The sequence below is a fragment of the Citrobacter sp. RHBSTW-00570 genome (assembly GCF_013739755.1).
Taxonomy (GTDB): domain Bacteria; phylum Pseudomonadota; class Gammaproteobacteria; order Enterobacterales; family Enterobacteriaceae; genus Citrobacter; species Citrobacter braakii.
In genome coordinates, this window is record NZ_CP056399.1 from 3,647,531 (window position 1) to 3,669,178 (window position 21,648).

11 protein-coding genes are annotated in these 21,648 nt (G+C 50.8%); 4 read left to right on the plus strand and 7 right to left on the minus strand.

Annotation, left to right across the window (positions count from 1 at the left end; translation table 11 throughout):
* The first annotated feature begins 225 nt into the window (after nt 1-225).
* From HV237_RS17455 to HV237_RS17465, 3 genes are all read left to right on the plus strand, one after another.
* Nucleotides 226-1,401: a DNA repair protein gene (locus tag HV237_RS17455; protein WP_047358054.1), complete on the plus strand. Its 1,176-nt coding sequence runs from the start codon at nt 226-228 to the stop codon at nt 1,399-1,401.
* Between the two features lie 618 nt (nt 1,402-2,019).
* On the plus strand, nt 2,020-2,598 hold the full coding sequence (locus tag HV237_RS17460; RefSeq protein ID WP_047358053.1) for a LuxR C-terminal-related transcriptional regulator: 579 nt from the start codon (nt 2,020-2,022) through the stop codon (nt 2,596-2,598).
* A 196-nt stretch (nt 2,599-2,794) separates the two neighbouring features.
* Nucleotides 2,795-12,127, plus strand: coding sequence for an autotransporter outer membrane beta-barrel domain-containing protein (locus tag HV237_RS17465; protein WP_047358052.1), 9,333 nt, complete (start codon nt 2,795-2,797; stop codon nt 12,125-12,127).
* Nucleotides 12,128-12,315: 188 nt separating this feature from the next.
* Here HV237_RS17465 and HV237_RS17470 read toward each other — a convergent pair whose 3' ends face one another.
* From HV237_RS17470 to rclA, 6 genes are all read right to left on the minus strand, one after another.
* Entirely contained in the window at nt 12,316-13,083 is a 768-nt protein-coding gene (locus HV237_RS17470) for an EAL domain-containing protein (protein ID WP_016152160.1), read from the minus strand.
* A 101-nt stretch (nt 13,084-13,184) separates the two neighbouring features.
* On the minus strand, nt 13,185-13,772 hold the full coding sequence (locus tag HV237_RS17475; protein WP_046275132.1) for a helix-turn-helix transcriptional regulator: 588 nt from the start codon (nt 13,770-13,772) through the stop codon (nt 13,185-13,187).
* A gap of 24 nt (nt 13,773-13,796) precedes the next feature.
* Nucleotides 13,797-14,483 carry a PilZ domain-containing protein gene (locus HV237_RS17480; protein WP_016152158.1) on the minus strand — a complete coding sequence of 229 codons (687 nt, stop codon included), beginning with the start codon at nt 14,481-14,483 and terminating at the stop codon, nt 13,797-13,799.
* Between the two features lie 579 nt (nt 14,484-15,062).
* The gene (rclC, locus tag HV237_RS17485; protein WP_047358051.1) at nt 15,063-15,623 is read right to left on the minus strand and encodes a reactive chlorine resistance membrane protein RclC; all 561 of its coding nucleotides are present in this window, start codon (nt 15,621-15,623) and stop codon (nt 15,063-15,065) included.
* Between the two features lie 11 nt (nt 15,624-15,634).
* The gene (gene rclB / locus HV237_RS17490) at nt 15,635-15,871 is read right to left on the minus strand and encodes a reactive chlorine resistance periplasmic protein RclB (protein ID WP_029139445.1); all 237 of its coding nucleotides are present in this window, start codon (nt 15,869-15,871) and stop codon (nt 15,635-15,637) included.
* 164 nt (nt 15,872-16,035) lie between these two features.
* Nucleotides 16,036-17,361: a reactive chlorine resistance oxidoreductase RclA gene (rclA, locus tag HV237_RS17495; RefSeq protein WP_047358050.1), complete on the minus strand. Its 1,326-nt coding sequence runs from the start codon at nt 17,359-17,361 to the stop codon at nt 16,036-16,038.
* 235 nt (nt 17,362-17,596) lie between these two features.
* Here rclA and rclR point away from each other — a divergent pair, with 235 nt between their 5' ends.
* Nucleotides 17,597-18,451, plus strand: coding sequence for a reactive chlorine-specific transcriptional regulator RclR (gene rclR, locus HV237_RS17500; RefSeq protein WP_047358049.1), 855 nt, complete (start codon nt 17,597-17,599; stop codon nt 18,449-18,451).
* Nucleotides 18,452-18,502: 51 nt separating this feature from the next.
* Here the strand turns inward: rclR and HV237_RS17505 are convergent, their stop codons facing one another.
* Nucleotides 18,503-21,646 carry a CusA/CzcA family heavy metal efflux RND transporter gene (locus HV237_RS17505; protein ID WP_047358048.1) on the minus strand — a complete coding sequence of 1,048 codons (3,144 nt, stop codon included), beginning with the start codon at nt 21,644-21,646 and terminating at the stop codon, nt 18,503-18,505.
* Between the last annotated feature and the right edge of the window lie 2 nt (nt 21,647-21,648).

A 21,648-nucleotide genomic window follows, 5' to 3' on the forward strand; every position in this document is an offset into this window, starting at 1 on the left:
TATTGAAGGGGCTTCTTTTAACATTTCAACCTGGTTGTCGCAAGGCGCAATAAGGACCCGCTGTGCCCGTGGCATTGCGTTTGTTCATAATTACAGTGAATTATTCTGGACGAAAAGGCATCGCAGGCCACAGAATGCGCTTTACTGTTTTTCTAACATTTTCAAACGGGTGAACCCGCTGTGTTTCAGCCACTCGTTTTTGAGCCAGGCCAGGCAACGACTGTCATGAATAAGATCATCAAACGACTGGAAATCGTCAAAAGCGCTATTGAACTGGAAGATGAGGAGATTATTTTCCAGCAGGTAGATCATCTGAAAAATGAGCCTATGTCAGTCTTGCCAGGCGCCATCGTTCAGGCGCTCGAAGCACGGCGCTTTAGTGATGCCCTACGTGAAATCACGGCCTGGCTGCAATCTCAACGGGCAGTTTCAACGTGGCAGGATCCTGCCATTGCCGCCAGTAAACTGGAACTAAAAGCGCTCGAAACACAGCTGCGTGACCTGATCGATAAGCGCAACACGCGCATTCAAATCCTCGATGATTTCAACGATCTGTATCATCTTCGCCTTGGGCCTCTGATGAGCCGGATCCTCGAGTTGCGTAAACAGCTCGCCGCCAGCGCCCAGCGCAAACAGGAAGCGGAGCGAAAACGCCGGGAACAAGACTATCAATCCTGCCAGCACTATATTTCCCAGGCAGTTGATCAACTGGCCAGGCTTAAGCAGCTCTGGATGAACCAGAATTCAGATTCGCGCGAATCGGTGGAAACACGTCAACGAATTCAGCAACAAACGGAGCTTATTACCGCCCTGCTGGCGGAGATTCGTGAGCTGGAAAACGACTTTTCTCGCCAGGACGACAGCGCAGCCCGTCAGGCACAGGAAGAAGCCAGCCATGAATATAATGAATATCAGGAGCAGCAGCAGGATGCGCAACATCGTTTTAGCCGGGACCAACGACTTTCTTCTGAAGAGCGTAATGAGTTAAAACGCCTGTGGCGTCAGGCCAGCCGTCTTTGTCATCCGGACGTGGTGGCGGACGATCTGAAAGAGAAAGCGCATCAGATGATGGTGCAGCTTAACCAGGCGCGCCAGAATGCCGACCTTGCTGCCGTTCGGGCGCTACTGACTCAATTGCAAAGCGGCCTCGAACCGATGATGGCGAGTGACCGATTGAACGATCTGCAGCATTTACGCAGCAAAATACAGCAGCTCAGAGAACAAATTAACGCACTGCTCAAAGAGATTACCGAACTGGAAGCTGAGAACGCCTGGCGCCTTGCCACTTCCGTGACGGATAAAGAGGCTTACTTCTCCGATCAACAACGGGCGCTTACTGAAATCCGCAATACGCTGGAACAACAGGTGCAACAGGTTGAGCAGGAGCTGTTGGCGGGCTAAGCGCTATCAGCGATAGCAAGCAGAAAATATAACATCTTCAAGCGAGATTTGAAGATTAAGCACTAAATGATAAAAATAGCACAAAATGCTTAGTTATTAAGATAGGTCAGAGTTATCACCTTAAATGCTCGAATTTTAGGTCGATAACTGCAAATAAGACAATATTTCTCTCTCCCGCCGCTCTCCCTCTCTCTTTATCCTGGCCTTGATTAAGAATTCTCCTACCTGCCAATAGTCCCATTAAGAAGAATGGTTATCTGTTTGAAATATAAGATTTTTCATATAAATCCCCTCCAGTATAAATAGGAATACCCTGTCTTTATAGAAATGGCTGAAACATTATTCGCGTGATCCATAAGCGAAATCTATCAATCATTTACTCAGAGCTGAAATAAACGATTTATCTTAAATTTTAACAAAGTGTAATATCTACTTTAAGAATAGTTAATGATTCAAATTAATACAGAAAATATCTGTTGAATCTGCAATAAATAAGGATGCGTTCACACCAAAGAACGTCATACGAGATTTAATTAACATTTCATGCGTCGCAAGAAACTCTTTTTTTAGACTAAAAAAAGAGGCGACCGCCTGCACCAAAATTTCAAGGAGATCGTTATGTCTAAGGCTATTTTTTTGGGTGAATCAATTTATCCCTGGCTAGGCATGCGTGAAATCCTACGTGGTTCATCATTATATATTGATATCGCGTACTACTCCTCTCAGACGCTTTCTGCCGTCAACATAATCCCTTATGAAATGGATTGCATCATTATTAATCCTGACAACTCAGATTTTTTAAAATATGCCAGGATTATCCGCAACATGGCTTTACGCCCTGCCACAAAAATTATTGTTTTGGCAGATGAAGCTACTTTTTCTATTTTTCAAACCGTTTGCGGGAGGAACATGCTGTTCCTCGATCAAGACGCCAGCCTTGATCGGTTACTGCATGCCGTGACGTGCATATCACAAAACAAAAAACCAATTAATATCAAAGAAATAAATAACAAAATCACAGCAAACGAATTTAACGTAATGATGATGCTTGCCCGGGGTTGGTCATTGACTCAAATCGCTGGGGCATCACAAAAAAGTGAAAAAACCATCGGGGCGTACAAAAGCAACATTGCCAGAAAACTCGGGAAAAATAACACCCGGCTCAAGTACACCATTTCTCACTATAGCCAGCCGTAACTGACTTATTTAAGGACAATTATCACGGTTATTATTTAAAAGATTTTCTTTCGGCTCACTTTTTAATTCCGCATCGCACGGAAGGGAATCCTATTTCCAAAAATCTATTACCGGGTAGCACATCCGCGTGCCAACCATAGCCAACAACTCAATGTATTAACAATACACATAACAGGAATGTAGACGAGGGTTATATATGAACAAAGTTTACAGCATTATTTGGAACGCGGCGCTCGGTATCTGGGTGGTCGTTTCCGAATTAACCAAAGGAAAGAAAAAAAGCAGCTCACGTAAAACTGTCGCCGTACTGGCGGCCGGCGCATTAAGCGCCGCTTCAATGCAAGCTTCAGCAACTCCGATTATCGATATCGGTGGACATAATATCTTCGCCGACTACCAGACAGGTATTTCTGTTGGGGATTATGAGGGTGTCCACGACTACGGATTTTTATATGAAGATATCACTGCTGGTGAGGCACTCAATATCAGCGGCGCGATCCCAACCATCAGTCCGGGTCAAAGTGGCGTTGTTGAATCAACGACCATCAGAGAGCTACTGCAAACCGGCAAAATCACCCTGCAGGCCACCAGCCCTGCCCAGGGCGTAAAAACGATTACTACTGCCGAGGAACTGGCGGAATACCTGACTTATAACCAATCATCAACGCCTTCGCAGAGCACAGAATTTGAGATTAACGACCCGGCGTTCCCCGGCGAAAAAACAACTATTAAAGTCTTTGATACCAATGCGTTAAGTAACTTTCTTACCGAATCACAGATTGGCGATTCGGCATTAAACACTTACGATCCGACGCAGTCTAAAATCTACAAACAATTTGGCATCGCGCTGGCGACAAACGGCTCCACGGCCAATCTGAATATTGGCGACGACACGCTCAATGTACGCGCCAAAGCCAATACCATCGAATTACTGGCCAAAGACTCCTCCTTACTGGAGGCTCAGGACGCGGGTAGCCAGGTTTACTGGCAATCCGATAACTTTATAAAATTTAACGCCGCCCCGGTTATTCCTGAAAAAACCTTCGCCGGCTCAGCGCAAACCTCCGTGTTTGGCGATGATGTCACGCTCATGACCTACGGCTATGATACGGACGGCAAAGTCGTCGAAACGGGTGAGCGCACATTTAACATCACCAACACGCAGGAGTTGGCCGAATTTAACGACTGGCTGTTGGGCAATAGCAGCGACGCGGCGGAAAACCCGGAAGGCGAAAAAGTCAGCCAAATCCAGCTGTGGCTGGAAGCGAATGAAGTCACTACCGTCACCGCAGCACAAACGAAGTATGCCGAGCTGATTGATGGTCTGATCAATTCCAGCAAGCCCTCAGACGTGCTCAGTTGGGATTACGACGTCTGGACAGACGGCTTATCGCATGCCAATAACGCGACCGCTGACCGCGGTGAGCTGCATGCTATTTACGCCAACGGCGCAGGCACCTCCGGCACCCTGAACAAAGATGCGATTCTTGCCGTTGACGGCAGTATTAATGGCGTCATGAAAGCCGTTGATAGCGGGGTTATCACAAACTTTGGCGAACTGAACGCATTACGAACGTCTACCGGGCAGAGCCTGGCGATTGGCATGCTGGCAAAAGACGCGACGGCAACCAACAACGGGATGATCAACTCCGGGCTGTTTATCGATAAAGACGGCAACCAAAACGTCAACAGCTATGGCGCATTTGGTATGCAAGGTCAAGGCACCAGCCAGATCGCTAACAACGGCATCATCAACCAGGCGATCACCACCGATAACTTTGGTACCGCTTCGGCAGCCGATCCCTGGAGCAAAAACGTCCCCGCTTCTTCGCTGACGCTGGCGATTGGTATGCAATTGTCTGACGATGCACAAGGGGTCAACAACGGCGATATTAACGTCGTAGACGGACGTAAAAGCGGTACATCCTTTGCCAGCGGCACCGCTTATGGCGTAGAAGTCGCCGGGAATGCCACCTTTACCAACGCTCAGAATGCCTCTATTTATCTTGGTCGCGACGCAAGCGATCCGTCTAAAGATGTCACCATGGCAGGCGGTTCCAGCCTGAGCGCCGGTATTATGATCAAGAGCACCAAAGAGGTGATTAACAACGGCCTTATCACGCTGGGAACCGGCGTCCGTAACGCCGCGGGGATTTTGGTCGGAAATGCCACGGGCAACGTCCTCAATACCGGCAATATCGTGATCAATGGCGGTTCTAAAGGGGGCAGCAGTAAAAACTACGGCATCTCCGTACACGACAGCGGCGCAGAAAATAATCAGGAAATCCGTAACGACGGCAAGATTAACGTGAATGGCACCAACAACGTAGGGATCCACGTTAGCGCCAATAACAAAAATGCCGAAGTCACCACCAGCGCTGCAGGCGCTATCGTGGTGGACGGTGAAGGCGGCGTCGGTAACCGTAACTACGCCATCTGGGCGGAAGGTGACGCCAACGGTCAGGCAGTGGTTAACGTCTATTCCAATATTACGCTGGATAAAGCCGGTAACATCGGCGTCCACGTGCGTGATAACGCCATCGCTAACGTTGACAGCTTAAGTAGCCCCTCATTTAACAGCACCGATCAGATTGGTTATTACCTGTATGGTAAGGGCGCGACCGCCAATATTGGTCAGGCGGTGATGAATGACAACGGTCAGGATCGCACCACCATTTTCCGTATCGCCAATGGCGCATTGCTGGCCGGTAATACCACTAACCCGAAAGATCAGTCCACCTCCAACCTGGATTTGACTCTCAGCGGTAACAATTCCGTGGGCGTACTCGCCACCGGCGCAGGCAGTAACGTAGATACCGGTGAAGCAACGTTCACCGTTAAGGGTACTGACTCTGCGGCGCTGGTTATCGAAGGCGGCGCGAAAGGGACCATCAGCGATAAAACCACCATCAATTTAACCGGTGAAAGAACCGTTGCCGGGGTTGTGGATGGTCAGGCGCATCAGTTGAATGGTAATACGCAGGGCAATGCCACGAGCACGACCCTGACCTCAAACGCGAAGATCACCTCTGAAGCCAGCGGCAACAAGGTAATCGCCTATGTGGCGAGGAATCTGGGCAACCTGATCCTCGATACCAAATCGATTATCGATCTGGCCAGCGTCGACAGTATCGGTGTCGATGTTCAAAAAGGCGGTAGCTTAACCAATAACTCCTCCCTCGCCCTGCATGTCAGCAACGGCATCGGCGTACGCGCCTCAGGCTCCAGCGCGCAGATTAATAAGCTGGGCAAAATTCAGGTTGATGATGGCACCGCTGGCGTTCTGTTAACCCAAGGGGCAAGCCTGCTGATTAACGGTATGACTGGCGACAGCATTACCACCGATGGCTCCGCTGACGGTATTCGCCTGGCCGAAGGCGCTGGCGCTCTGGCCGCGCAAAGCGTGATGATCCGCGCTGATGGTACCGGTGCCGGTATTCAAAACGATGCCAACAACACCAATATCACGCTGCGTGATGTCACCATCGACTCCAACGATGGCCCAGGGATCCGCACCAGCGTGGCGCTGACCATGAACGATGGGCTGAACAACATCCTCAACGTCAACGGTAAAGGTACCGGCTTCGCCTTTGAACAACGCAATGGCGACGCGGTGACGGGCAATCTAACCATCGGCAAAGGTTATACCATTGAGGTACTAAACAGCGAAGGCAGCGGTATTCGCGCCAATACGGACGGTCGTATCACCACCAATGCCGACATCAACGTGCATGACAGCGCAGGTGGTTCAGCAATCATCGCGAAAAACGTTAGCACATTGACCAACAGCGGCAAGATTATCTCTGCCAGTACCACCTCACCGGTAATAGACGCCAGCGGCGACAGCAGTAAAGCCATCACCAACACGGGAACCCTGCAGGCCATCAACGACTCGGCCGTGGCAGTTCAGTCTGGTAAAGGCAATGACACCATCGATATCAGCGGCGGTGTGACCAGCGGCGTAATCAACACCGGTGAAGGTACGGATACCTTCAACTGGCGTAGCGGCTCTTATGCTGGCGAAGTGAATTTCGCGGGTACTGGCGGTAACAATAAAGCCAACATCGGCAATGTGACGCTGGATAAAACGCGCCACATCCTTACCGCAGCGGGAACGGGCAACGCCCTCACCTTCACTGATACAAAAGATGCGAAGATTGGTACGCTGGCTAGCGACAACTTGAATACCGGTACCAACATTGGCACCGGCTGGGATTCACTGACCATCAGCGGGTCAAATGCAGATGTACGCATCGTTGAAAACCTGAATCTGGCGAGCGAAACCCTTGCTGTAAACAATGGCGCCACGCTGCGTACCGGCGACCACGTCGAACCAACCAGCACTGCCGCAAGCATTGGCGATTACAATGTCACCACCCAGGGCGCAGACAGCAAGGTTATCTTCGATACTCAGGGGGATACCTCAACAGCACAGATCTATCGCGGCATCATCAGCGGCGACGGGAAATTTGAACGTGCGGCGGGCGGCACCACGGTGTTTACCGCCAACAATAGCTACACCGGCTCTACCACCATTGATCAAACCGGTACGCTGCAGTTAGGTGACGGTGGAAATGAAGGCGAAGTGAGCGCCGTCTCTGACATCATCGACAACGGCGTGTTGGCGATTAATCGCGCCAACACCGTGCTGCTCAACGGTGTGATCTCCGGTATCGGCGCGCTACAGCAAATCGGCGGCGGCATTACCCGTCTGAACGGTAACAATACCTATACCGGTAACACCACCGTTACCAACGGCACGTTGCTGGTGAATGGCGATCAAAGCGCGGCGCGCGGCGTCACCACCGTCAGCGGTACGTCCACACTTGGCGGTAAGGGCATTATCGGCGGTAACGTGCTGATGAACGATGCCACAACCATCAGCGCCGGTGACGGCGGTGCGGGTACGCTATCTGTTAACGGTAATCTGCAGCTTGGCAGCAAAACGACCTCCGCTTTCGAACTGGGGCAGGCCTTTACGCCAGGCGGTGCGCTAAACGATCTGGTGAACGTGGCAGGCGATCTGCAACTGGACGGGACCCTGGATGTTACCACTTCGCAAGGCGGTAACTTCGGACCGGGCGTGTACCGTATCTATAATTACGGCGGTACGCTGGATAACCAGACGCTGGAGCTGGGCGCAATACCGGACAGTCAGGATAAGAGCAATATTTTTGTCCAGACCTCTATCGACAAACAGGTCAACCTGGTGAACGCCAACGGCGTTACCCTGCAATTCTGGGACGGGGCGACGGTAAGTCAGAGCCACGGCGCGTCGGGCATTGAGGGCGACAGCAAAATTGACGGTGGCGATGGCAAATGGATGGCGATCGGCAGTCAGGGTGATAACAACTGGACCACGGCAACGGGCGAAGGTAACGCACCTTGGGCGCAGAAGTCCTTTGCCGTCTTCACCACCAAAGGTGGCACCGTTACCGTGGATAACGCCGCAGGAGAAGTTAACTTCTCCGGGGCACAGTTTGACGCCGATGGCTATGTCGTTAAAGGCGACGCACTTAACGCTTATGCCACCACGGAAAACGCGACCCACGCCGGCCAGACGCCGGGAACCGGTGAACTGCTGCTGCGCGTTGGCGCGGGTGGCGCGGGGCAAAACTATACCGCGACCATTGAGTCCGTCATCCGCGAAGCCAGCACGACTGACAAGCTGACGCTGGTGAAAACCGACCTTGGCCGTCTGATCCTCAGCGGTGATAACGCGTATCGCGGCGGCACACGCATTGATGGCGGTACGTTGCAGATTTCCGCCGACAGCAACCTCGGTCAGAGCGGAACCGACCTGGCTATCAACAATGGCTCCACGCTGCAGATGGGTGCGGACCTGACCAGCAATCGCACCATTGCGCTGGGCGCGAATGATAACGCGGCGGTGTTTGACCTCAATTCACATAACTTCACGCCAACCGGTGAGATTACCGGCGACGGTAAACTGAAAGTCACCAGCAGCTCAAGCGATGCGGGCAGTACCCTGTCGCTCAATCGCGCGAACAGCTATAAAGGCGACACAGAAATTGCCGGTACCGGAAATGCCAACAATGTGACGGTCAACGTCAGCAAAACCGGGGCCTTTGGTAGCAATGAAAGCAGCACCGTGAACGTCAATAACGGGGCAACGCTCAATGTCAGCGGAACAGAGACCAGCCTGAAATCCCTGACCATGAACATCGCCGACAGCCTGTTAACACTGGCGGATAACGTCACCGCCGCGAGCGCAAAACTGAACCTGACGGGCACAGCGAAAGCGCTGTTAACCGATAATGCCACCGCGGGCGAGGCGACGGTTAACGTGTCAAAAGACAGTACGTTGGCGCTGGAAGAAAACGCCAGCGGTGGTTCTGCTAGCGTGAATAACAGCGGACTGATGACCTTTGCGGACCAGGCGTTAGCAGAGAATACCGTCGTTAAAAACCTGGCGGGCGGCAAGGTCGATATCAGCGCAGTCGACAGCGCAACATCTATCGGCTCGTTGTCCGGCGCGGGGAATGTCGAACTGGGCAATAAAGAATTGTCGCTGGGTAATCTGCACCTTGATGACACCATCAGCGGCATTATCAGCGGCAACGACGGCAGCCTGGTGAAAATCGGTGACGGCACGTTAACGCTGACCGGCGATAACACCTGGACCGGCACCACGGACGTCAATGAAGGCGTACTGCTGGTCAACGGTAATCAGTCTGCCGCGACCGGTCAGGTGACGGTGAAATCTGGGGCAACGCTCGGCGGGAACGGTATTATCGGCGGCGCGGTTGATGTACTGGATGACGGCCATATTACCGCGGGTGCGGCCATCAACAGCGTGGGTAAACTGACTACCGGTTCACTGACGCTCAGCGATAACGCACAGCTTGATTACCAGTTTGGTCAAGCCTATACCCCAGGCGGAGCCTTCAATGACCTGATAGATGTGAATGGCGATCTGACGCTCGACGGTAAGCTCAATATCCAGACCTCTCCAGGCGGAAGCTTTGACGTTGGTGTTTACCGAGTCATCAACTACACCGGCACACTAACCAACAATGTGATGGACATTGCCGACGCGCCGGAAGCTGCGGACAGCCTGTACGTACAAACCTCGGTTAAAAACCAGGTTAACCTGGTCAACCATGCCGGGCTGACGCTGCGCTTCTGGGACGGCACCGGCGGTGAGAATGGCGAGCTGAAAAACAACGGCGTCATCAACGGCGGCGACGGTATCTGGCAATCCAGCCAGGGTAATGACAACTGGACAACGGATGAATCAACGCCAGAAGGCGCGCTGAATGCACCGTTTACCGATGCCGCGTTCGCCGTCTTCCAGGGTGAAGCGGGCAATGTAACCGTCGATAACAGCAAAGGCGACGTCATCATCAGTGGCGCACAGTTCGCCACCGATGGTTATCGCGTGGGCGGGGAAGCCATTACCACCGATACGGCTAATACGCTGATTCGCGTCGGCGATGGCACAGTAGACGGCGCTAACTACACCGCGACTATCGACAGCGTGATCCGCGGTACCGGCGGCCTGAATAAAGGCGACCTCGGTACGCTCATCCTCACTGGTGACAACACCTACAGCGGTGGAACCACCATCACCTCAGGTACGCTGCAGGTGGCGGGTGATACCAACCTTGGCGCACCAGAGACGGGAATTACCTTTAATGGTGGTACGCTGAAATATGGTGAAGCGTTTGATACCGCTCGTCAGGTGACTCTGGAATCCGGCGGCGGGACATTCGACACCAACGGACATAACGTTTCTCTGCTGACGGAAGTCGAAGGTAACGGTCAGTTGACCAAAACTGGTAAAGGCTCCCTCACCCTGACGCTGGATAACACCTACACCGGTGGCACCACCATCGAGCAAGGCGTTTTACAGCTGGGTAACGGCGGTGATATCGGCAGCATTCAGGGGGATATCGTTGATAACGGCGTACTCAACGTCAATCGTGGCGATACCCTGGCGCTGACCGGTAATATCAGCGGCGAAGGCCAACTGCATCAAACCGGCAGCGGTGTTACGGAGTTGCATGGTGAAAACAGCTACAGCGGCGCAACGCTGATTGCCAACGGTGTACTGCAGGCGGGTAATACCAACACTCTGAGTAGCGCATCACACCACTACGTTGTAGCTGACACTACCCTCAACACGCAAGGTTACAACCAGACGGTAGCGGGACTGAGCAACGGCGGCGATGTTTCACTCATCGGCCAGCAGACTGGCACAACGTTAACCGTCAAAGGGGATTACACCGGCGAAAAAGGGACTATCAACATGGCGGCCACACAAAATGGCAGCGGCGCAGGCATTGCCGACCGTCTGATTATCGATGGCGGTAAAGCCAGCGGTAGTACGCTATTGGATGTCGATGGTTCTGGTCTCGGCGCACCAACTATTGGTGATGGTATCGAAGTGGTAACCGCGCTCAATGGCGCAACCACTACGGCACAAACGTCACGAGACGCCTTCCATCTTGCCGCCGATCGTATGGCAGCAGGCGCATTTGAGTATCAACTGCATGCGGGTAACGCTCAGGGTCAGGGTGAAAACTGGTATCTGAGAAGCGAATATCGTCCAGAAACTATGCTGTATTCTGGTCTCGCCAGCGTCGTTCGTCAGGGCGACATCAGCCTGTTAGGCAACATGCACCAGCGTATGGGGGACGAGGTTAAACCGGGTATTGATGAAGACAATCGCGCCTGGGCAAGAATGATTGGCTACTCCGGTAAAACCAAACTGGATGATGCGGCTGGAACGCAAACCAGCTCCCACACCATGGGGATTCAGGTTGGCGTCGATATGTATGCCAACGAAAGCTGGAAAGCCGGGATGTATACCAGCATTCTTGATATCGACAGCAACGTGAAAGGCACGAAGACAGGCAGCGACGGCAAAGGCGGCAACATCGACGACAACGCGTTTTATGTCGGCGGCTACGCCACCTGGTTCTCGGGCGACGGGATGTATGTTGATAACGTCCTGCAATACGGTAACCATAAATCCCGCCTGGCGGCGACCGGTAACAACGGCTCGTATACAGTCAGAGGCAACACGCTGACGGCGTCAACAGAAGTGGGTAAATCGTTCCGTTTAGGCGCCAGCGCATGGAGTCTGGAACCTCAGGCTCAGTTGATCTATCAATACAGCGACTTTGATAACGGGCGGCTTGATGGTGTGACCCAAACGAAAGTGAAAATGGATACCGCGGATTCCTTTACCGCCCGTCTGGGCGTGCGTCTGGTCGCTGACTATGACACCAACCATGGCAAATTCCAGCCTTACGGCAGGGTCAACGTCTGGCAGGGTCTGGGTTCAAAAGACAAAACGCACTTTAGCAATGCGGTAGCCACCACCACGCTTGAGTCTTCACAACAGTACTCCAGCACTGAAGTTGCAGCCGGTCTGTCATGGTCTATCGACAGAAACCTGCAGGTTTACGGAGAACTGGGTACGCAATTTAGTAACGGTGGCAGTAAGTCGCAGGTTGAAGCACCGGTTAATGCATCAATTGGCTTTAAGAAATCGTTCTAAGCTGACATAAACTCGCTAGCCCTCTGTTTAACAGGGGGCTTTTTTTTGCCTGTCCCGGATACAAAGCTACCTGATGCGCTTAACGTATCAGGCCTACGGACTTATTTTATAGGCAGGAAAAGCGCGGGAGCAGCCCTCTGGCAACGCGAAACAATCGAGGTTCAGGGGAACAACAGAGAGGGAGAAGATTAAGGATTATACTGCGTCAGGAGTAACGGGATCTCTTCTGCCAACACCGGGGGAGAAATGAAAAAGCCTTGAATTTTGTCACAACCAATCTGCATCAGCCGGTCCAGTTCGGACTGGGTTTCCACCCCTTCAGCAAGAACTTCAATACCAAAATTGTGCGCCAGTGAAATGATACCCTCGACAATCTTTGTTGAGCGGGTATCGGGTTCAATGCCGGCGATAAATTCCTTATCAATTTTTAAGGTATCAAAAGGATATTTCAACAGATAGTTAAGATTGGCGTGGCCAGTTCCAAAATCATCAAGGGCAATTTTGACCCCTATCGCCTTCAGCTCCGTCATATTTTTAGCCGCGACCTGACTGTCGCACAGCGGCGACGTTTCCGTGACCTCTATCTGGCATCGATGGGGCGGGAGACCACATACAGTAAGATTTTTTCTGACGCGTTGGGGTAACAGCGGATCGCAGAACTCAAGCGCGGAAATATTGACGGACAATACAAGGGGCTCTGGCCAACGGGTTGCCACATCCCAGGGAGTGTGGGTAACCATATCTTCAATTGACATGATATTGCCGCTGTCTTCCAGCAAGGTAATAAAAACATCGGGAGAGATCATCCCCATCTGGGGGCTATTCCAACGCATTAATGCTTCAAACCCGCTAATACGCTGATTACGCAAATTAAAAATTGGTTGATAAACCATATAAAGCTGACTGGTATTCAATGCCTTTTCAAGCGCGGTTAACACCTCACTAGAATTAAACATTCCTCTCTCCCTCAACAAATCATAAAAATTAAAAACCAGTCAATATCACTCCCGAATTGTATCTACTATTAGGTGTGTTACATCAGAATAGAATGGCCAGGTTAGGGTAAAAAAGACATACGATGGGTAAATCTGACAATTAATTTATTTAATTCCGAGGTATTGGTCAGTCCCAGCTTGGTGACGACCCTCATTTTATGCGCCTGGATAGTTTTATAATTCAGGCTGACTAACTCTGAAATTTCTCTGGCGGTATATCCGTTTACCAATAAATTCAGAATCTGCTGCTCTCTCTCGGTTAATCTTTTCTGTGAACGATACAGCCGGGGATTCCATTTCCCGGCCGTTAACGACGCCAGTTGACCGAAATCGCGCAGTGAAGATTTCTCCGTCAAAACTATCGTTTTTTCAACATATAATAACTCTACACATAATTTCGCCACCAAACTATCAGCAATAATTACCACGACATTATTATAAAACTTGAAGCGGTTTTTATTCAAAAACTGCACGATAGCTGAACATGGTTGTTCGTTATCAATGATATTAAAAACCATGGTTTGATGCTGGCATAATGATGACTGATGCAACATATCCTCAAACTGGAATGTTTGTATCGGTACATGTTTGCTTGTCAGGTAGGCGAACAAACCGTTGCCCACAAAATTATCACTGCCACACATCAACATCCTGTTCATCGCTCCTTATCAGCATCAAATCTTGTTACTCATTAAAAATTTAATAATAATCTTTTCGACCTCAGCCTCTTCACGACGATTTTTAAAATCGAACTCACATGAGATCTGATGACAGGCATACAATTGATTATCCTCATCAAATTCATTGATCATGACGACATCGATCACTTTCAAATCCAGCTGTAAACTGCCAAACGTATCAAAATCCAGCGCGGCATTTTTAATCACCGCATCTTTATAGAGAAAACGGGAGTTCACATCTTTAACAATTAATGCACAACCGCCCTGCGAGATGTTTTTAATCTTCAGAGAGTAGTTTTCTCCGTTTTTGTAACGACCAAAACAGAAAAAGTCGTAACCCTTCAGGAAGGAAAAACGCTGATTTTGTCGCTGCTGGGCAAAGAAAATCATATCTGGGATGAAGTAGGATAATCCTGCTTGTGCACCTGCTGATAAGGTTTGTTCGAATCTGGCACTAAATTTTACAATCCCACTTTCACTGTGCAGGATAAAGTACTGGACCTTTTCAGGAACAATATCTTCGTGTCCGGAGATGACAAACCGCTCGAAATCAATCTTCTCTAACTGCGTGATAACACTATGGTTTTCACATAAAACTTCCAGTTTCGTTTTCTTGTGCAACTCTTCACGAAGGGTAGCGATGATTTCAAACTTGTTGTCCTTTGCTAATCCAAAGCTCATTCTAAAACCCTTATTTCCATATTTAAGATATGTCTCGCTTGTGGTTACTCACAAAACGCAAGATCAGCATCCACCCCTGGTGCTTAATTACCATAGTGGATTCCATGTCGAACAGTTGGTTAAAAATTAAGTTTTTAACTATCTTTAGCCATTTATTGATACGTAAAAACATTTAATCAAAGTTAATTCTAGCTGAAGCCATGCCTAAAACCACATGAAGTTGTTGGCTAACTATAACAAAAGAGAATAATAAATTTTTTTGAGATGTCATTTTGAGATAACAAATAGCAAGAACTACACAGAAAAAAAATAGAGGGAAATGAATGGGTTTTGATGGAAGGACCACGCAGTATGCGGACTGGCGTGCTATCGCAAGAAGAAGAGAAAATGCTTACGGCACTATATCATTAACCAGGAATATAGCTCCGACTAGTTATTGTGAAAAAGTGAATAATTATAATTCACCTGTAAAATGAATTTACCTTAGGGCAGAAAAAAGGCCAGCATCCTGCTGGCCCGGTAATTACCGAATCGAACTATAGAGGCTTACAGTCTTACAGAGGGTACAACGTTAAAAATTCAATACTTTTGCTTAATAATTGAGCGCGATGAATCTGCGATGATCATCACCGCTCCCGCCAGCATTAATGTGTCTTTCAACACCAGACGCCCGGCTCCAGACAAGTACGGAAAACCGTGGTGCATATCGCCCAGTGGCATCACCCATGCTTCCGGTGTGGTAATTAAAAATGATAACGTCACAATCGGAGTAGCAAATGCCAGTACGCCACCAATTAATCCCAACCAACGGCTAACAGGATTAGCCAGCACCAGCAATGCGATCAGCACTTCGACTACGCCCAAGCCATTGGAGAACGTATAGGTGTTATTCGCCTTCTGCCATTCCCGCTCCTGCGGTTTAAACTCACCTTCGTGGGTTAAATGCTGCTTATATTCTTCTGGATGTTCATAAAAAAATGACATTACCGGACTATTGGCAACAAATGGCGTAATACTATCGGCTTCGTAAGGTACAAATTTCAATAAGCCAATCCAGATAAAAACAATGGCAATACTCAGGCGAATCAATGTTAATCCAATTCTATCGCCCTTGCTGAGTAAACGCAGATACTTTTCCATTCAGACTCTCCTCACTTGTACAAAATTGCGGTTGCGTGAGTGCTGCTATCAATGCGCATTGAGGTGATTTTCCAGGAAGTTGCCTTCTTTTCCTGCGCCAGTCTGGCGATTGCATGTTCAACAACAGAAGGTGCAGCGGCAATTGCCGACACGCTGACGCGGGCTACTTCGACCGGCTGTTGTGCCAGTGCAGAAAATGTCACCGGCGCAGTCAGTAAAGCAGTCAACAATAATGAAGTTTTAAGCATGTTCATTTCTATTTCCATTAACAAGTGATTTCACTCGTAATAGAATAAAACATTGTTGCTTATCTTATTTCCTCCATAACGCCAGAATAACTGTTCATGAGTATTTCTTTGTATATGATAAAAAAAAGCCCCACACAGGTGGGGCAATCATGCAGACTATATTATTATTTTATAAGAGAGAAGAGATCGTTTAGTGATTCGCTCATACTCGGATGAGTAAATATTTGATCGCGCAATGTCGTGTAAGGTAAACCAGCATCCATAACGGTTTTAATGATATTAATCATCTCATGAGAATCCACGCACAGCAGCGATACGCCTAATATCTGTTTCGTTTCGCGATTTACCACCGCTTTAAGTACGCCACGCGTGTCATTCATCACCCGTGCACGCGGGATAGCCGCGACAGGCAGGGTGACAACCTGGACCGCCGCGCCGCTGGCGCGAGCTTGTTCTTCTGTCATCCCCACGCGGGAAAGCGGCGGCGTCATAAAAACAGAATACGGTACGTTTTGGCGATCGCCGGTGTTACGTAATCCCTCGCCTAACAGGTTGTCGCGCACAATACGGAAGTCATCCAGCGAGATATAGGTGAATTGTAACCCCCCCGTCACATCGCCCATGGCCCAGATATTGTCTGCCGAAGTACGCAGATATTTATTCACTACAATGGCACCGCGCGCGTTGACATCCACACCCGCTTTCTGCAACTGCAGATTTTCAGTTGCCGGTTTGCGACCCGATGCCACCAGTAGCGCATCCACAGTCTGGACGCCTTCCGGCATTTGCACCTGCACCGCGCCGTCATGGGACGAAACCGCCTGCACCCTGGCATTGAGGATAATCTCAACCCCTTTGTCGCGTAAAATGTTGGCGATAGCGTCGGCAATATCCCGATCTTCGCGGGCTAAAAACAGTGGGGCGGCTTCATAAATGGTGACCTTACTGCCAAAGTCGGCAAACATTGATGCGAATTCAACACCAATATAACCGCCGCCCAAAATCCCCAAACGTTCCGGACGTTGCGTCAAATTTAACAACCCGGTGCTGTCAAACACGCCCGGTGTAGTCATTAACCCTGCCACGTTTGGCATCGTTGCCTGTGCGCCGGTATTAATAAAGATCTTTTCGCCGCTTAGTTCAATCTCGCCTGTTGGCTGCACGACCCGCACCGTATGGTTATCAATGAATTCAGCACGACCTTCAATCACATCTACATTTTCCAGATCGGCAAGATTATGGAAGTTTTTATCACGCAGAAAGCTGACAACGGAGGCCTTACGCTGCATCGCCGCAGCAAAGTCATGCTGAAGTTCAGCATCGTGTACCAGGGTTTTGGTGGGAATGCAGCCGATATTGATACATGTCCCGCCATACATGGTGTTTGACTGTTCAACAATCGCCACTCGCCAGCCCGTTTTCGCCAGGGTAGCCGCCAGCGTTTTACCCGCTTTGCCAAATCCGATAATAATCGCCTGATACTGATTCATGCTGTCTCTCCGCCATGTCACTGTTCGTTTGTTGAACTGAAGTATAGGTTTAACGATGCATGAGCAATGTATCCATATCGCGCAAATTACTGTCAAATCGTCTAAATCACTACGTTCTCTCTTCCACTCAATCTATCGAGACAATAAACTAACACCATAAATTTATTTAATAAATAATGAGTAACAGCGTTACTTCATCTCGACAAGCATCAACAAGAACTGCTCAGGAGTCTTTATGGATGCACTTAGCCGATTACTTATGCTTAACGACCCGCAGGGCTCGATTGATCAAAACTGCCTGCTGAGCAGGGACTGGCAACTGCCGCACGCGGCGGGTGAGCTGTCCGTTATCCGCTGGCATACGGTAACCCAGGGATTTGCTCAACTGGATATGCCAGACGGAACGTCTTCTACGTTACGCCCTGGAACAATAGTCATTCTGCCTCAAAACTCCGCGCATCGGCTGTGCCAGACAGGGGAAGAACAAACGCATATTGTCTGCGGAAGCCTGCGATTGCAGGCTTCTTCACGCTATTTTTTAACCGCCCTTCCGGAAGTATTAATACTGGCACCAGAAGATGACAGTCCCATTAGCCACTGGCTGAAGGCCATGATTGCGCTGATGCAGCAGGAATACATCAACGATCTGCCTGGCTCCAACATCGTTTGCAGCCAGCAATGCGCTACGCTGTTCGCGTTAGCCGTTCGAGAGTGGCTATCCCAGCCGACCCCCGCTAAAAATGTGCTGAATTTACTGCTGCACCCAAGGCTGGGTGCCGTTGTCTTCATGATGCTGGAGTCACCGGCTTTTCCCTGGACTGTCGAAGAACTGGCAAAGCGTGCCCATATGTCGCGGGCCAGCTTTGCGCAGCTATTTCGTGAAGTCTCAAACGCCACGCCGCTGGCGGTGTTAACCGAGCTACGCCTGCAATTCGCCGCCCAGATGCTGTCACGCGGATCGCAGCCGTTGATCGTTATTGCCGAGTCGGTGGGTTACGCCAGCGAATCATCGTTTCACAAAGTCTTTTTACGGGGATTTGGCTGCACGCCGGGCGAGTACCGCAAACGCGTGAAAGCGCTGGCGGCATAACGCACCGCCTGCTTCGGCAACAAAACCGACGCAGGCGAGCGCTTCAAGGCACTACTTTTGGCTGCGATGCCTGTGCAGCCACATCAGCTTATAAGCTGCCGGAATAATAAACAGCGACAGCAATGGCGCGGTAATCATGCCGCCAATCATCGGCGCGGCAATGCGGCTCATCACTTCTGAGCCCGCCCCTGTCCCCCACAAGATTGGCAACAGGCCCGCGATAATCACCGCCACGGTCATCGCTTTCGGACGCACGCGCAGCACCGCGCCGTGATACAACGCTTCATCCAGCTTATCCGCCGTAAAGGTTTGCGGATTTTCCAGCGCAGGCTCGGCTTCAATAGCATGGCGCAAGTACATCAGCATCACTACGCCAAACTCCGCGGCAACGCCAGCCAGGGCGATAAACCCGGTTCCGGTCGCAACCGACATATGGAACCCCATCCAGTAGAGGAACCAGATCCCCCCTACCAGCGCAAAGGGCACGCTGGTAATAATCAGCAGCGCTTCACCAAAGCGACGGAAAGCCAGATAAAGCAGGACGAAGATAATCATCAGCGTCATCGGCACCATCAGTTTGAGCTTATGGCTGGCGCGTTCAAGCAGCTCGAACTGCCCGGAAAACGCCACGCTGGTCCCCGGCTTTAACTGTACGTTTTCAGCGATCGCTTTTTTCAGATCGTTCACCACCGAAACCATGTCACGGTCGCGGGCGTCGATATAAATCCAGCTGGTGGGTCGTGCATCTTCGGTTTTCAACATCGACGGACCAGAAACCACTGTCACATCTGCAACATCAGCCAGCGTGATTTGCTGCTTCATGGGCGTCAGAATAGGCAGATTACGCAGCGCTTCCGGGCTATCACGATAGCTCTGCGCATAGCGAAGGTTAATCGGATAACGTGCAATCCCTTCCACCGTTTCGCCCACCATCGCGCCTCCGACCGCTGAGGTGACAAACAACTGTACCGCGCCAACGGTCATACCGTAGCGGGCTGCTTTCTCCCGATTAATGTCCACATTAATATAGCGCCCGCCCACCAGCCGCTCAGCCAGAGCCGAAGCGACGCCCGGCACGGTTCTGGCTACCTCTTCGATTTGTTCCGCCGTGGCGTCGATATCAGCCAGAACGTTACCTGACACCTTTATCCCAATCGGGCTTTTGATGCCGGTAGAAAGCATGTCGATACGGTTACGAATAGGCGGAACCCACAGATTCGCCAGCCCTGGCAAGCGCACGGTTTTGTCGAGTTCGGCGATGATTTTGTCCATCGTCATCCCCGGACGCCACTGATCCTGCGGCTTCAGTTGGATCGTTGTTTCGACCATTTCCAGCGGCGCGGAATCCGTTGCGGTTTCCGCCTTACCGGTTTTACCAAACACACGCGCCACTTCCGGAACGGTCATGATCAGCTTGTCGGTTTTTTGCAGCATATCCGCCGCCTGCGCCGCCGAAATTCCCGGCAGGGTTGACGGCATATACAGTAGATCGCCTTCGTTAATCTGCGGCAGGAATTCACCACCGACTTTATTCAGCGGGTAGATAACCGTCAGTATTGAAAGCACCGCCACCAGCAGGGTGGTTTTAGGCCAATGCAGCACCTTCAACAACAGCGGATGATAAATACGGATCAGGAAACGGTTAAGCGGGTTACTGCTTTCCGCCGGTATTTTGCCACGGATCCAGAATCCCATCAGGATCGGAATGACGACAATAGCCAGAAACGCCGCGCCTGCCATGGCATACGTTTTGGTGAACGCCAGCGGGCCGAACAGTCGCCCCTCTTGCCCCTCAAGCGTGAAAATAGGGATAAACGACAGGGTGATAATCAGCAAGCTGATGAACAATGCCGGGCCGACCTCTACCGAGGCATCGGTAATGACCTTCCAGCGCGTTGCGTTATCCAGTTTTTCATCCGGATGCTGATGTCCCCACTCTTCGAGCCGCTTATGGGCGTTTTCAATCATCACGATCGCGGCATCGACCATCGCCCCGACGGCAATGGCAATGCCCCCAAGCGACATGATATTGGCGTTCAGCCCCTGGAAATGCATCACGATAAACGCGATACACAGTCCCAGCGGCAGGGAAATAATCGCTACCAGCGCCGAACGCAGATGCCACAGGAACAGCGCGCACACCAGCGCAACAACGATAAACTCTTCCAGCAGCTTATAGCTCAGGTTATCAATAGCGCGATCGATGAGCTGACTGCGATCGTATGTTGTAACTATCTCAACGCCTTCCGGCAGGCTGCTTTTCAGCGTGTCGAGTTTGGCTTTAACGGCGGAGATCACTTCACGCGCATTTTTACCGGAACGCAGAATTACCACCCCGCCCGCCACTTCGCCTTCACCATTCAGTTCGGCGATCCCACGGCGCATTTCCGGCCCAATTTGCACACGCGCGACATCGCGCAGGTAAACAGGTACACCGTCGGCCCCTGTTTTCAGGACGATATTATTGAAGTCATCGAGCGTTTGTAGATACCCACTGGCACGGACCATATATTCCGCTTCAGCCATCTCTACAGACGAGCCGCCCGCCTCCTGATTCGACGTATCCAGTGCAGATTTCACCTCCGCCAGGCTGATGCCATATTGCGTCAGCTTCATCGGGTCGATAACAACCTGGTACTGTTTAACCACGCCGCCTACCGAGGCCACCTCTGCCACGTTCGGAATCGTTTTTAACTCATACTTTAAAAACCAGTCCTGAAGAGTACGTAACTCTGCCAGATCGTGTTTACCGCTGCGATCGACCAGCGCATATTCAAAGATCCAGCCGACGCCCGTGGCGTCCGGTCCCATCTCCGCGCTGACCCCTGCCGGTAATTTCCCCTGAACCTGGTTGAGATACTCCAGTACGCGCGAGCGCGCCCAGTAAGGATCGGTGCCATCTTCGAAAATGACGTACACATAGGAATCACCAAACTGCGAGAAACCACGCACGGTCTTCGCGCCCGGTACCGACAGCATGGTGGTGGTCAGCGGGTAAGTCACCTGATTTTCAACGATTTGCGGTGCCTGCCCTGGATAGCTGGTTTTGACGATCACCTGAACATCAGAGAGATCGGGCAACGCATCAACCGGGGTATTGATGATGGTCCAGGTTCCCCAGATACTGAGAAACAGCGCCCCCATCATCACCAGAAAACGGTTTGCCACCGAACGGCGGATAATCCATTCAATCATTT